The sequence below is a fragment of the Rhodobacter capsulatus genome, assembly GCF_052363175.1.
Taxonomy (GTDB): Bacteria; Pseudomonadota; Alphaproteobacteria; order Rhodobacterales; family Rhodobacteraceae; genus Rhodobacter; species Rhodobacter capsulatus_D.
Genome location: NZ_CP198946.1, coordinates 1,831,019 through 1,845,553 on the forward strand (window position 1 = coordinate 1,831,019; position 14,535 = coordinate 1,845,553).

5 protein-coding genes are annotated in these 14,535 nt (G+C 66.6%); 2 read left to right on the forward strand and 3 right to left on the reverse strand.

Annotation, left to right across the window (positions count from 1 at the left end; translation table 11 throughout):
• Positions 1-27: 27 nt before the first annotated feature.
• A complete protein-coding gene (locus tag ACTTAI_RS09950) occupies positions 28-7,545 on the forward strand; it encodes a hypothetical protein (protein WP_444455561.1) in 7,518 nt (2,505 codons plus the stop codon).
• Between the two features lie 490 nt (positions 7,546-8,035).
• Here ACTTAI_RS09950 and ACTTAI_RS09955 read toward each other — a convergent pair whose 3' ends face one another.
• From ACTTAI_RS09955 to ACTTAI_RS09965, 3 genes are read right to left on the reverse strand one after another with little or no spacing between them, the layout of a single operon-like run.
• Positions 8,036-8,656, reverse strand: coding sequence for a class I SAM-dependent methyltransferase (locus ACTTAI_RS09955; RefSeq protein ID WP_444455562.1), 621 nt, complete (start codon positions 8,654-8,656; stop codon positions 8,036-8,038).
• Between the two features lie 21 nt (positions 8,657-8,677).
• Positions 8,678-9,994, reverse strand: coding sequence for an HlyD family type I secretion periplasmic adaptor subunit (locus tag ACTTAI_RS09960; RefSeq protein WP_444455563.1), 1,317 nt, complete (start codon positions 9,992-9,994; stop codon positions 8,678-8,680).
• Entirely contained in the window at positions 9,991-12,168 is a 2,178-nt protein-coding gene (locus ACTTAI_RS09965) for a peptidase domain-containing ABC transporter (RefSeq protein WP_444455564.1), read from the reverse strand. Before ACTTAI_RS09965 ends, ACTTAI_RS09960 begins: the two co-directional genes overlap by 4 nt.
• 281 nt (positions 12,169-12,449) lie before the next feature.
• Here ACTTAI_RS09965 and ACTTAI_RS09970 point away from each other — a divergent pair, with 281 nt between their 5' ends.
• Positions 12,450-14,294 (forward strand): cation-translocating P-type ATPase, encoded by a 1,845-nt coding sequence (locus tag ACTTAI_RS09970; protein WP_444455732.1) that lies wholly within the window; start codon positions 12,450-12,452, stop codon positions 14,292-14,294.
• Positions 14,295-14,535 lie beyond the last annotated feature (241 nt).

Below are 14,535 nucleotides of genomic sequence, written 5' to 3' on the forward strand. Positions count from 1 at the left end.
GTTTTTTTTCATCTCCGGGAACGCAAGATGACCTCCATCGCCACAATGACCACCGCCGAGATCGCAGCGCTGAGTGCCACCGAGGTTGCCGCCCTGCGCCCTGCCGATGTCAAATCCTGCACCAGCCAGCAGATTGCGGCTTTCACTTCCACACAATTTCCATCCTTGACGACCGGGGTCATTCAGGCCTTGTCCGCCACGCAGCTCAAGGGGCTGACGACGGCGCAGATCGGCGCGATGACGACCGCGCAATTCACTGTTTTCACCGCTACCCAGATCGCCGCCCTGTCCTCGACGCAGGTTGCGGCCCTGTCCACGGGACAGATCGACATCATGAGCTCGGCGCAGATCGCGGCGATTTCGAGCGCGGCCATCAAGGGGCTTGATACGGCCGATATCGCGGCGCTCGACTCGGCGCAGGTCAAGGGCTTCGGCTCGCAGCAGCTCAAGGCGCTGTCGACCGAACAGCTTTCGGCGCTGTCCTCGTCGTTGATCGACGATCTTTCGACCTCGGCGGTGGCCGGGCTGGGCTCGGCGCAGGTTGCGGCGCTGACCTCGGTTCAAATTGGCGAAATGACCTCGTCGCAGATCGCGGCGCTGACCAGCGCCGCGGTCAAGGGTCTGCAGACCGAAGACATTGCGGCACTTGACTCGGTGCAGGTCAAGGGGCTTAGGGCGGCACAGATTGCGGCGCTTTCGACCGGCAGTATCGTCGCTCTGGGCTCGGATGTGATCGATGACCTGACGACGACGGCGATCAAGGGGCTGACCTCGACGCAGATCGCCGCGATGAGCTCGGCCCAGATCGGGGCGCTGACGACGGCGCAGCTGACCCAGTTGAGCGCCTCGGCTTTCGCCGGTCTGTCGACCGCGGACATGGGGGTTTTCGACACGGCCGATATTGCCGCGATGAGCACGGCGCAGATCGGGGTGCTGACCTCGGCGCAGGTTGCCGCGATGACCTCGACCCAGATCGGGGCGCTGAGCGCTGCGCAGCTGCGCGTGCTCTCGACTGGCGCGATCCGCGGCCTTGAAACCAGCGATGTTGCAGGGCTGACCTCGACGCAGGTCGCGGCCCTGACCTCGGCGCAGATGGCGGTGTTCTCGACCGGCGATATCGCGGCGCTCGGGTCCGGCGTGATCGACGATCTGACGACCTCGGCGGTGGCCGGGCTGGGCTCGGCGCAGGTTGCGGCGATGACCTCGGTTCAAATTGGCGAACTGACCTCGTCGCAGATCGCGGCGCTGAGCAGCGCCGCGGTCAAGGGTCTGCAGACCGAAGACATTGCGGCACTTGACTCGGTGCAGGTCAAGGGGCTGAGGGCGGCACAGATTGCGGCGCTTTCGACCGACACTATCGCCGCTCTGGGCTCGGATGTGATCGATGACCTGACGACGACGGCGATCAAGGGGCTGACGGCGGCGCAGATCAAGGCACTGAGCTCGGTGCAGATCGGTGCGCTGACCACGGCGCAACTGGCACAGCTCACGGCGGCGGGGATTGCCGCGCTTGAAACCGAGGACATGACCGTCTTCTCGTCGACCGACATCGCGTCGCTGACCACGGCGCAGATTGCGGCGCTCTCGTCGCTGCAGGTGGCGGCGCTGTCGTCGAGCCAGATCGATGCCATGACGTCGGCGCAGCTTGCCGCGCTGACGACCGCGGCGGTGAAGGGGCTGGAAACGGCGGATGTTGCGGGGCTCACCTCGACCCAGGTGAAGGGGTTCAGCTCGGCGCAGATCGCTGCGATGTCGGCGGCCAATGTCGCCGCGCTCGGGTCGGATGTGATCGATGATCTGACCACGGCGGCGGTCAGCGGCCTGACCGCGGCACAGGTGACCGCGTTGAGTTCCGTGCAGACGGGCGCGATGACCTCGGCGCAGCTTGCCGCGCTCACGACCGCAGCGATCAAGGGCCTGGAAGTGGCCGATTATGCCGGCCTCTCTTCGGCTCAGGTGAAGGGCCTCACCTCGGCGCAAATTGCGGTGCTTTCGACCGATGGCATCGCGGCGCTGGGCTCGAGCGTGATCGATGACCTGACCACTGCGGCGGTGTCCGGGCTGCGCCTCGCGCAAGTCGCGGCGATGACCTCGACGCAGATCGGGCAATTGACCACGGCACAGCTTGCCGTTCTGACCACAGCGGCGATCCGCGGCCTCGGGAGCGAAGACATGGCCGTCTTCGACTCGTCGGATATCGCCGCCTTCACCACGCTGCAGATCTCGGCACTGACGCAGGCCCAGGTGGCGGCGCTGTCGTCCAGCCAGATCGATGCGATGACCTCGACGCAGCTTGCCGCGCTGACCACGGCGGCGGTCAAGGGGCTCGAGACGGCAGATATGGCCGCGCTGGACTCGACCCAGGTCAAAGGTCTGACCGCGGCGCAGCTCGGCGCGATGTCGGCGGCCAATATCGCGGCGCTCGGCTCGGACGTGATCGACGATCTTTCGGCGGCAGCGATTGCCGGGATGAGCTCGGCGGCGATTGCGGCGATGACCTCCGTTCAGGTTGGTGCCCTGACCACCGCACAGCTGGCGCAGCTGAGCACGGCTGCGATTGCCGGCATCGAAACCGCGGATATGGCGGTCTTTGCTTCGGGGGATATCGCGGCGCTTGGCACGGCGCAGATCGCGGTGCTGTCTTCGGCGCAGGTCGCCGCCATGAGCTCGTCGCAAGTCGATGCGATGAGCTCTGCCCAGCTCGCGGCGCTGAGCACCGCAGCCATTGCCGCGCTCGAGTCCAGTGATGTCGCGGGCCTCAGCTCGACGCAGGTTGCCGGGTTCACCTCGACGCAGATCGCGGCGATGTCGACCAGCGCGATCGCGGCGCTGGGCTCGGGGGTGATCGACGATCTGACGACGACGGCGATCAAGGGGCTGACCTCGGCGCAGATCAGCGCGATGAGCTCCGGCCAGATCACCAACATGTCGACGGCGCAGATTGCGGCGTTGAGCACGGCCGCGATTGCCGGGCTTGAAACCGCGGATATGGCGGGGCTTGGCTCCGCCCAGGTTGCGGCGCTCAGCTCCAAGCAGATCTCGGCGCTTTCGACTGCGAATATCGCCGCTCTGGGTTCGAGCGTGATCGACAATCTGTCGACTGCTGCGGTGGCGGGGCTTTCCTCGGCACAGATCGCTGCGCTGAGCTCGGAACAGATCGGCGAGATGACCTCGTCGCAGATTGCGGCGCTCAGCACCGCTGCTCTTGCGGGCCTTGCAACGGCGGATGTTTCGGGTCTCGACTCCGGGCAGGTTGCGGGTCTGAGTTCAAAACAGATCTCCGCGCTTTCGACGGCCAATATCGCGGCGCTGGGCTCGGATGTGATCGACGATCTGACGACCGCTGCCGTGGCCGGTCTGACCGCGGCACAGATCACCGCGATGAGCTCGCAGCAGGTTGGCGCTTTGACCACCGCGCAGCTTGCGCAGCTGACGACGGCGGCGATTGCGGGGATCGCGGTCGAAGACTTTGGCGGCTTCAACTCCGCCGATATCGCTGCGCTGAGCACGGCGCAATTTGCGGCCCTGTCCTCGGCGCAGGTGGCGGGCTTCAGCTCGACCCATATCAGCGCCATGTCTTCCGCTCAGCTGAGCGCGCTGACCACGGCCGCGATTGCGGGCCTGGAATCGGCCGATCTTGCCTCGCTCACCTCGGGCCAGGTTGTGGGGCTCAGCTCGCTGCAACTCGCGTCGCTCTCGACCGCCCAGATCAGTGCGCTCGGTTCGGGCGTGATCGATGACCTGACGACCGCGGCGATCCGCGGGCTGACGGCGGCGCAGATCACCGCGATGACCAGCGATCAGATCGGGGCCTTGACCACCGCGCAGCTGGCACAACTGACGACGGCGGCGATCACCGGGCTTGCGGCCGAGGATTTCGGTGGCTTGAGCTCGTCTGACATTGCTGCGCTGAGCACGGCGCAGTTCTCGGTGCTGTCGTCGACCCAGGTGGCGGCGCTCTCGTCCGATCAGGTCAATGCCCTGACTTCGGCGCAGATCGCGGCGATCAAGCGTGGGGCGCTTGCCGGATTTGACTCCGCGGATATCGCCTCGCTCGACTCTGCGCAGGTCGTGGGCCTGTCCTCGACGCAGATCGCGGGTCTGTCCACCGCGGTGATCTCGGCGCTTGGCTCGGACGTGATCGACAACCTGACCACGTCCGCAATCCTGGGGCTGACTTCGGCGCAGATCACCGCGATGAGCTCGACCCAGATCGGGGCCTTGACGACCGCGCAGCTGGCGCAGCTGACGACCGCGGCGATCGCCGGGCTTGAAGCGGATGATATGGGCACCTTCGGTTCGGCCGATATCGCCGCGCTGGGCACGCTGCAGATTTCGGCGCTCTCCTCGACCCAGGTGGCGGCCCTGACTTCGGACCAGATCGATGACATGACCTCGACCCAGCTTGCCGCGCTGACGACCTCGGCGCTGGCGGGCCTCGGCTCGGAAGATCTGAACGCGCTCGGGTCGGCACAGGTGGCCGGGTTCACCTCCACCCAGCTCGCCGCGCTGTCCACGGCGAGCCTTGTCGGGCTGGGCTCAGGGGTGATCGACGATCTGACCACCGCGGCCGTCAAAGGCCTGACCTCTGCGCAGATTGCGGCGCTGAGCTCGTCGCAGATCGGGCACCTGACATCGGCGCAGATCGCCGCCCTGACCACCGCGGCGGTCTCCGGGCTTGAGGCTGACGACGTGTCCGGCTTCAGCTCCGCACAAGTTGCGGCGCTGAGCTCGCAGCAACTGGCCGCCTTGTCGACGGCTGCGATTGCGGCGCTGGGCTCGGGCGTGATCGACGATCTGACCACTGCGGCGGTCAAGGGGCTGTCCTCGGCCCAGATCTCCGCGATGAGTTCGGTGCAGATCGGGCAGCTGACCTCTGGCCAGCTTGCCTCTCTGACCACTGCCGCGATTGCCGGTCTGGATGCCGATGACGTCTCCGGCCTGGACTCGGTGCAGGTTGCCGGGTTCAGCTCCACGCAACTTGCGGCGCTCTCGACGGCCAATATCGCGGCACTTGACTCCTCGGTCATCGACAACCTGACCACGACGGCGATCAAGGGCCTGTCTTCGGCGCAGGTCGCGGCGATGAGCTCCGAGCAGATCAGCGCCCTGACCACTGCCCAGCTGGCGCAGCTGACCACGGCGGCGATTGCCGGGCTGAGCTCCGAAGGTCTTTCGACATTCGGCTCTGCCGATCTCGAGGCGCTGTCGACGGTTCAGATCGCGGCCTTGTCCTCGGCACAGGTTGCGGCCCTCTCGACCAGCCAGTTCGATGTCATGACCTCCGGTCAGATCGGGGCCCTGACGACGGCCGCCCTCGCGGGCATGGAATCGGCGGATCTTGCTGCGCTCGACTCCGTACAGGTGGCCGGCATCACGTCGACACAACTCTCGGCGCTGTCGACCGCGACCATCGTGGGCCTTGGCTCGGATGTGATCGACAATCTGACGACCACGGCGATCAAGGGGCTGACCTCGGCGCAGATCACTGCCCTGACGTCAACCCAGATCGGCGAGATGACCTCGGCGCAGATCGCGGCTCTGACCACGGCGGCGCTGGCCGGTCTGCAGTCCGAAGATGCCGCAGGCCTTGACTCGGTTCAGGTGGCGGGCTTCACCTCCACCCAGATCGCGGCGCTGTCGACTGCCAGCGTTGCGGCACTTGGCTCGGATGTGATCGACAATCTGACGACCTCGGCAGTCGCAGGGCTGACCTCGGCGCAGATCTCGGCGATGAGTTCGGAACAGGTCGGGGCCCTGACCTCGGCGCAACTGGCCAAGTTGTCGACCGCGGCGATTGTCGGCTTCGCGACCGAGGACATGGCCACTCTTGGCACGGCCGATATCGCGGCCCTGTCGACGGCTCATGTTGCGGCTCTGTCCTCGCTGCAGGTGCAGGCACTTGCCGCCACGCAGATCGACGCGATGACGTCTGCCCAGATCGCCGCCTTGACGGCCTCCGCCATCGCGGGTCTTGAATCGGCGGACTTCGCCGCACTCGACTCGACGCAGGTGAAGGGCTTGAGTTCGAAGCAGATCGCAGCGATTTCGGCGACCAACCTGATCGGGTTGGGCTCGGATGTGATCGACGATCTGACGACGACTGCCGTCAAGGGGCTGACCTCGGATCAGATCGCCGCGCTGAGTTCGGATCAGGTCAACAGCCTGACCACCGCCCAGCTGGCGCAACTGACGACGGCCGCGATCACGGGCTTGGCGACCGAAGACATCACGCTGCTTGGCACAGCAGATGTTCTGGCGCTCTCTGCCGCGCAGATTGCGGTTCTGTCCTCGGCGCAGGCCCGGGCGCTTTCGACGACCCAGGTCGATGTGATGACCACTGCCCAGATCCGTGCCCTTTCGGCAGCGGCGATGGAGGGTCTTGAATCGGCTGATCTGGCGACACTGAGCTCGGGTCAGGTGGCCAGCCTGAAGTCGGTGCAAGTCGCGGCGCTCTCTGCGACGAACTTCGCCGCGATCGGCTCGGGCGAGATCGACAACTTGGCGGCTTCGGCCGTCGCGGTGTTGACCTCCGATCAGATCGCGGCGCTGAGTTCCGAGCAGATCGGCGAGTTCACCTCGGCACAGATCGCGGTTCTGACGACGGCTGCGCTGGCGGGTCTGGGGGCAGACGATGTTTCCGGCCTCGACTCGACGCAGGTGAGTGCGCTCACTTCGGTTCAGCTTGCGGCGCTGTCGACGACCAACATCGCTGCGCTCGGCTCGGACGTGATCGATAACCTCTCGACCGCGGCGGTCAAGGCGCTGAGCTCCGAGCAGATCGCGGCGATGAGTTCGACGCAAATCGGCGAGTTGACGGCGGCACAATTGTCGAAGTTGACGACCTCGGCGATCACCGGTCTGGCGACCGAGGACATCACCACCTTCGGCACGGCCGAAATCGCGGTGCTGACGACGGCGCAGATGGGTGTCCTCTCCTCGGCGCAGGTGCGGGCCCTGAGCACGACGCAAGTCGATGTTCTGAGCACGGCGCAGGTCGCAGCACTTTCCGCGACGGCGATCGTCGGGCTCGAAACGGCCGACATTGTCGCCCTGGACACGGCGCAATCGGCCGCCCTGAAGTCGGCGCAGATCTCGGCGATGGGAACCGAGCTGGTTGCGGCTTTCGAAAGTGCCGATTTCGCCGCCCTCAGCACGGCAGCGATCGCGGCCTTGACGACCGCGCAACTTGCGGCGCTGACCTCGGCGCAGGGGCAGGGCTTCACCACGGCCGAAGTGGCAGCCCTCAGCGCTTCGCAACTCGGGGCCATGTCGACGGCGGCCTTGACCAAACTGACGGCTGCGGCGATCACCGCCTTCAGCACGACGCAGGTTGCAAGCTTGACCACCGGCCAGATCTCGGCGTTCACGACGGATCAGGTTGCCGGGTTGACCACCGGTCAGATCGTTGCGTTCACGACCGCCCAGATCTCGGGCTTCGAGACGGCCGACCTTGCGGCACTGAACGCGACCCAGGCGGCGGCCTTCACCACCACGCAGACGGCCGTGATGACCACGGCGCAGATTGCGGCGCTATCGTCCTGATCCTGCTGCCGGGGGGGGCCCCGGCAGGAGATGAGGATCATGAAGGCCACCCTTCGGGGTGGCCTTTTCCTTTCGCACGAACCGGGGAGCTGGTGTCACTTCTTCGGTTCCGCGCAAAGCAGTGCCGAGGCGCCGGTGGTTTGGGGAATTCAGACGGCAAGACGCCAGACGACGGGCGGTGGCGATGAACGTGGTGCCGGAGGCACCGTGACTTGCGCAGGTCAAGGGGCGCCGTCCCGTCACGACAGGTTCTGAATTGTCTGGATCGGGAACGGCTTTGCGAATTCGGAACGGTGGCCTGGCTCTGGCAAGGCTCTGTGAATTCGGGAGGACTGCGGCGGATACAAGGCGCCAAGACAGTGCCCGGGGGCAAGCTGCGTTCGGCATCCTAGCGTGATTCCGAGGATGCGGGGGGCAATCAGGCCAGCCCGCGCAGCGTCGGTCTTTGGCGACCGATGCCACGGCAGGGCTTGTTGTCAGGGGGGTGACCTCAGGATTGCGGTCCGACCGGGCGCGTCCCGACGCCCCAAAGTGCGAAATTTCCGTCGCTCTCGATCTTCACGGCGGCAAAGCCCGCCACCGTCAGATGTTCGGCGAGCGAGCGGGCGGTAAACCCGGTACGCGGGGCAATGCCGGTCTGTCCCGCAGCCAAGGCGGCGCGATGGCCGTAAAGAATGTCGAGGGGCGTGATCGGGCCCGCAGGCGAGATATACACCGGCTCTTCAAGCTGTCCTTCGGCGATATGTTTCGCAATCTGCTGCAGGTCGGGCAGGGTGACAAGAAAGAACCCGCCCGGTTTCAGCACGCGCAGGAACTCTGCAAGCGCCAGCGGGACTTCGTGCGAGGCAAGATGCGTAAGGCTGTGCGACGACCAGATCGCGTCGATGCTGGCGGCTGCGATCCTCGACAGATCCGTGAGCGGCGCAAGGATGTCGGGCGCCACGCCGGGGTCGCTGTCGAGCCGCAGCTCGCGCCAGTCCGAAAGCGGAAAGTAGCTCTCGGGCAGTTTCGAGGGATGTGCGACGCCGCAGCCAACATGCAAGACGGTTCTGCGCTGTTCTTGCGCTACCGGCTGCGCGGCAGTGCCATCGATCGGGGTTGCGTCCGTCATGGGGGTCTCCTTCATGATCTGTCACGGGTCGCGCAGGGCTTCGGAAAGACCCCGGACGATGGGGTCGAAGAATTTCTCCAGCACCGAGCGGGTGCCGACATGGATCTCTGCCGAGAGTGTCATGCCCGGAAGCAGGGCCGCCGACTCGGGGAGATTGGTCAGATGCGTGCCGGGATCGAGTTTGACATGCCCGGAATGGACCGATTCCGTCGCGCCTTCGGGCCGGAAACTCGCATGTCCGACATCGGTCAACGTGCCCGACAGCTTGCCATATTGGCGCCAGGGAAAGGCATCGACCTTGAGCGTGACGGCATCCCCGGCAACAGCGCGTCCGGCATCGGTCGAGCGCAGACCGATCTCGGCGATCATTGGCACATCGGTCGGAACGAGCACCACGACCGGATCCCCCGAGGGGATCAGACTGCCGACGCCGCCTTCGGCCACGCGCAGCACCACGCCCGGACGCGGGGCGACGAGATCGGACATTTGCCGCAGCGAACGCGCCTTCGCCAGTTGTTCGTCGACCATTTCCAGCTGCGGGCGTGCTTCGGCAAGCTGTTCGGTGATGCTGCGCTTCAGCCCGGTCTCATACATTTCCAGTTCCGAGACCGCGCGTTCACGACGGTCACGCAATTCGCTCAGCCGGGACAGGTGCGATCGTTCGTCGGCTTCGGCGCGCAGCCGCATCAGCCGCGCGTCAAGCACGGCAAGCTGCGAGCCGCTTTGCCGTTCCATCAGGGTCGTGCGCATCGTCTCGACCTCGCGCAGGATGTCGAGCTGTGCCGTAAGACCCTGACCATTCTCGTTTTCCGCCGCAATCATCGTTTCGGCCGAGGCAATCTCGGCGCGCAGCGCCTCGCTGCGTGTGCGGCTTTCCTGACGACGCTCGGCCAGCACCTTGGCCTCGGCCCGCAAAGCGGCCGTGTCATCCCCCAAGGGGCTGCCATCAAGCTCGGCCGAAAGACGGGCGATCTTGGCGCTCAGCGCATCGCGTTCGGCACGCAGGGCCGAGACATCGGCCTCGGGCATCGTCGGGTCCAGCCGGGCGAGGATCTGGCCCGCTTCGACGACGTCGCCGGGCCGCACGAGGATCGCATTGAGACGGGCCGCGGCGGCCGAGCGCAGCAGCATCGGCGCCTCGGCGCCCGTCAGTTGGCCCGAGGCCACGACGACGATATCGACGCGCAGAAATGCCGACAGTGCCACCAGCACGACCATCATCCCGGCAGCGATATAGGGCCAAAGCCGCAGCAGCAGCGGCACGGGTTCCGCCTGAATCCGGTCGAGTTCATCCTGAAACGCGATCGCATCGCGGTCGAGGGTACCGAACTGGCTCATTCCGTCTGTCCCGCCTGTTGCAGCCAAAGGTGACGATAGGTTGCCGAGCGCGTCAGCAGCACGCCATGGGGGGCGAAATCCTCGATCCGGCCGCGGTCAAGCACGAGGATCGCATCGGATTTGGCGAGCGAGCTCATCCGGTGCGAGACGACGATTACGGTGCGGCCCTTGGCGATCGCGGCGAGGTTGCGGTTCACCACCGCTTCGGATTCGGGGTCAAGCGCGCTCGTCGCCTCGTCCAGGATCAGGATCGGCGGATCGGCAAGCAGCGCGCGGGCCAGGGCAATGCGCTGACGCTGCCCGCCCGACAGGTTCGCGCCGCCCTCCTCGACCTTTGTATCAAGACCCTGCGGCAGGCGGGAGATGAACTCGTCCGCGCCGGCAAGGGCGGCGGCGCGCAGCACCGCGTCGTGGCTTGCGTCGGGGCGGGCCAGCGCGATGTTTTCGCGCAGTGTGCCGCGGAAAAGCACGTTTTCCTGCAACACGATGCCGACCGAACGCCGCAGATGATCAAGGTCGATATGGCGGGTGTCATGGCCGTCATAAAGGATCCGCCCCGATTGCGGCGCGCCGATGCCCTGCAGAAGCCGCGTCAGCGTGGTCTTGCCCGAGCCGGAGCGTCCGACGACGCCGATCACCTGTCCGGCGGCAATGTCGAGCGTCAGCCCGTCCAGCGCCGGGGTGGTAGTGCCCGGATAGGTGAAATGCACGTCCTCAAGCCGGATCGCGCCGCGCAGCGGTGGGCGCACGGGCCGCACCTCGGGGCCGCGTTCGGGCGGGTGGTCCATCACGCCGCGCAGCGTGCGCACGGCGAGCGCGGCTTCTTGCCATTCATTGATCAGCCCGACGATCTGCACGAGCGGGCCGGTGACCCGCCCCGATAGCATCGAAAAGGCGACGAGCGTGCCGACGCTGATATTGCCTGCCAGCACTTGCTCGGCCCCAAGGCCCAGCACCGAGACCTGCATCACCCGCTCCATCAGCGAGGTGAGCGCGCTGACGGTGGCAGCAAGGCCGCCGACATTCCATTGGCTGCGGATGGTGCGCCCGAGCGCGGATTCCCACAGGCCGCGACGCGTGCCCTCAAGCACCAGCGCCTTGACCGTGCGCATGTTGTGCAGCGTCTCGACCAGATGCGCCTGCCGCCCGGCTTCGGCATCGTAAAGGGCGGACAGACGCCGTTGCAGCGCGGGCAGGAACAGTGCGAGCAACCCCGCGATCACCAGCGCGAAGCACAGCACGACCAGCGTCATCAGGCCCGAAAGCATCGCCATGAGCGTCAGCAAAACTGGCAGCAGCGCCGCGTCGAGCATCGTCTGAAACAGTCGCCCGACCAGAAAATGCCGAATTTTTTCCGTCAGTTGCATGTTGCGGGCCAGAACGCCCGCCGCCGTCGTCTCGAACACGGCCAACGGAAGCGACAACAGATGCGCATGCACCGCCGCGCCGATCCGCGCGTCAAGCCTGCCGCCGCAGATCTGCATCAGGCGCTGGCGCACATAGTTGAAACCCGCGTCGAAGAGCACCAGAAACACATAGACCGTCAGCACCGCCGTGAGCGTGTTCCAGCTGTGCGAGGAAATCACGCTGTCGATCATCACCTGCGTCAGGAAGGGCAGGGCGAAGCCGATGAGGTTGCTCGCCACCACCGCGATTGCCACAGCGGCAAAGATCCGCTTTTGTTCGAGCAACGCTGGCAGAAACCAGCCCAGACCAAAGGGCCGCCGCGCGCCCTGTTCGGTCTTGCGCAGCCGCGCGAGGATCAGCCGCCCGGACCAGCGCGCCTCGAACTCGGCGCGGGAGAGGAACAGGATCCCTTCGCCCTCGCGCGCGGGGTCGAGAATGGCGGCATGGGGGCCGGTGGGCAGCTCGACCGTATGCGCCAGAATGAACCAGCGGCCGTCCTTGCCCTCGCACAGCGCCGGATAGGCCGAGCCGAGGCCCTTCGCGGTGCGCCATGTCCCGTCGGTGATCTGTCGTGCCTTGAAGCCCGCGCGCTGAAAGGTCGCTTCCAGTCGGGGGGCAATGCTGCCCTCTTCCAGCGCGGGCAATTCGGTCACCGGCAGGGTGACACCGTGATGCAGGCAAATCAGGAACAGGCCCCTGAGCGCCGTCATCTGCGGCGAGCCGAGGGCAAAATCTTCCTGTTGGCGGGGCGAAAGGGCATGTGTCATGCGGGCAAGCTACGCGAGCTTGATTAACAGCTCCTTTCCAAACGTAATAAATTCCCTCTTATCAAGGCCTCTGCGGCCTCGGCCTCCCATGACCGAAAAGTGCTTTTGCCAGCTTGCGGGGCTTTGCCGCGTCTTCCGCTGTTGTGTGCCGGGCCAATCGCGCTAAGAGGGGCAGACTCCGTGTCTGGCACGACGCCGGACGCGATGCGTGCCAGAACGGAATGATCACGATGACCGAGGACACGAGCAGGCTGGTTCTGACTTGGGCGACGATCGCGACGATGGCGATCGGTGCCGTGGCGCACTGGGTCTTTCCCGGTCTTGGCGGCGGCTGGGTCGAGGGTCTGGCGATGCTCTCGGTCTTCCTGACGGGCGGCGTTCCGGCGGCGATCCGGGCGGGCGGCGCGCTGATCGAGGAGCGCCAGCTCGACATCGACCTTCTGATGGTCGTCGCCGCCCTTGCCGCCGCCGCCGTTGGCGCCGCGCTTGAAGGGGCGGTGCTGCTGACCCTTTTTAGCCTGTCGACCACGCTCGAACACCGCGCGATGGGCCGCACCCGCCGCGCCATCGAGGCACTGATGGACCTGCGCCCCGACCGCGCGCTGCGGCGCGTGGGCGACACCGTCACCGAAGTCGCCGTCGAAGAGCTGCATCCGGGCGACATCGTGATCCTGCGCCCGGGCGCGCGCGTGCCGGTCGATGGCGTCATCCTCGAGGGCGAGGGCGCGATCGACGAAAGCACGATCACCGGCGAATCCGTCCCCGTGCACAAGGCGCCCGGCGCGCAAGTCTTTGAAGCGACGGTCAATCTTCACGGTGTCCTCGCCATCGAAGTGCGCCGCGAACTCGGCGAATCCACCGTCGCGCGGATGATCGCGCTGGTGACCGAGGCGCAGGCGGCCCGGGCGCCCTCGGAACGCTTCTCGGAATGGTTCGGGCAGCGCTACACCATCGCGGTGCTCGTGGGCGCGATCCTCGCCTTTGCCGTCTTTGCCGCGATGGGCCTGGGCTGGCAGGCGGCGCTCTACAAGGCGGCAACGCTGCTTGTCGCTGCAAGCCCTTGCGCCATCGTGATTTCCGTCCCGGCGGCGATCCTCTCGGCGCTCTCGGTCGCGGCCCGCGGCGGGGTGCTGTTCAAGGGCGGCGCGGCGCTCGAAACCTTGGCGCAGGTCGAGACCTTCGCCTTCGACAAGACCGGCACGCTGACCACCGGGCGGCAGGAGATCGTCGACATTCATTGCGAGGGGTCCGAGGACGCCTTCCTCGCCCGGCTGGCGGGCATCGAGGCGCAGTCCGAACATCCGATCGCCGAGGCGATCCGGCGTCTGGCCGAGACCCGCGGGCTGACCCCCGTGCCGGTGCGCGAGGCGAAGGCGGTGCCGGGCGAAGGCATGGTTGCCGTCGATGACGCGGGGGTGATCTGGGCGGGCAATGCGCGGCTTGCGGCGCGGATGGGGGCGCGGGCGGGCGCGGATCTGGCGCTGCCGCCGGTTCTGGAAAACGCGCCGCGCACGCTGGTTCTGCTGGGGCGCGGCGCGAAGATCCTTGGCGGGGTGACCTGCGAGGATCGCCCGCGCGCGACGACGCCTGCGGGGCTGGCGGCGCTGCGGGCGGGTGGCGTCGGTCACATCGCGATGCTGACCGGCGATCGCCGCCCGGTGGCGGAGCGGATCGGGGCGGAACTGGGCATCGGCGCGGAGGAGATCCACGCCGATCTGCGCCCCGAGGACAAGGTGCGTCTGGTCGCCGATCTGACCGCGAAGGGCCGGGTGGCTTTCGTGGGCGACGGGGTGAACGACGCGGCGGCGCTGGCGCGGGCCGATGTGGGCATCGCGATGGGCGCGGCGGGCTCGGAGGTTGCGTTGCAGGCGGCCGATGTGGCGCTTCTGGCCGATGACATCGCGCGTCTGGCCGAGGCGCATCGGCTGGCGCGGCGCACGGTACGGATCATCCGGCAAAACCTGATCTTCGCGATGGGGGCGATGACGGTCCTTGTGACGACGGGTCTCTTCTTCCACCTGCCGCTGCCGATCGCGGTGATCGGCCACGAGGGCGGCACGGTGCTTGTCGTGCTCAACGGCCTGCGGCTGCTCACCGACCCGATCCGAAAGGGAAAGGACGGCTGAGCGGGGGGAAGCCGAGCAACGCCGGTTTCACGATATCCGGTCCCGCGCCGATTGCGCGCGGCGATTCGAGGCCGCAGCTGGCCTTTCCCGTGCTGCCGTCACTGCCGCTGCGGCGCCACGCTTTGGCCATCATGCGCCGTCCCCGCCGCAGCGCCGTCACGCGCCTGCCGTAACCGTAAACATCGATCCGGGATATCGCTTCCAGATTAAGAGAATATTCATCAAGTAACAGAAATTAAAC

Excerpts from the sequence above, each read along its gene's own strand:
- ACTTAI_RS09950 (WP_444455561.1), top strand. The coding sequence starts at position 28 with ATGACCTCCATCGCCACAATGACCACCGCCGAGATCGCAGCGCTGAGT.
- ACTTAI_RS09955 (WP_444455562.1), bottom strand. The coding sequence starts at position 8,656 with ATGACGGACGCAACCCCGATCGATGGCACTGCCGCGCAGCCGGTAGCG.
- ACTTAI_RS09960 (WP_444455563.1), bottom strand. The coding sequence starts at position 9,994 with ATGAGCCAGTTCGGTACCCTCGACCGCGATGCGATCGCGTTTCAGGAT.
- ACTTAI_RS09965 (WP_444455564.1), bottom strand. The coding sequence starts at position 12,168 with ATGACACATGCCCTTTCGCCCCGCCAACAGGAAGATTTTGCCCTCGGC.
- ACTTAI_RS09970 (WP_444455732.1), top strand. The coding sequence starts at position 12,450 with ATGGCGATCGGTGCCGTGGCGCACTGGGTCTTTCCCGGTCTTGGCGGC.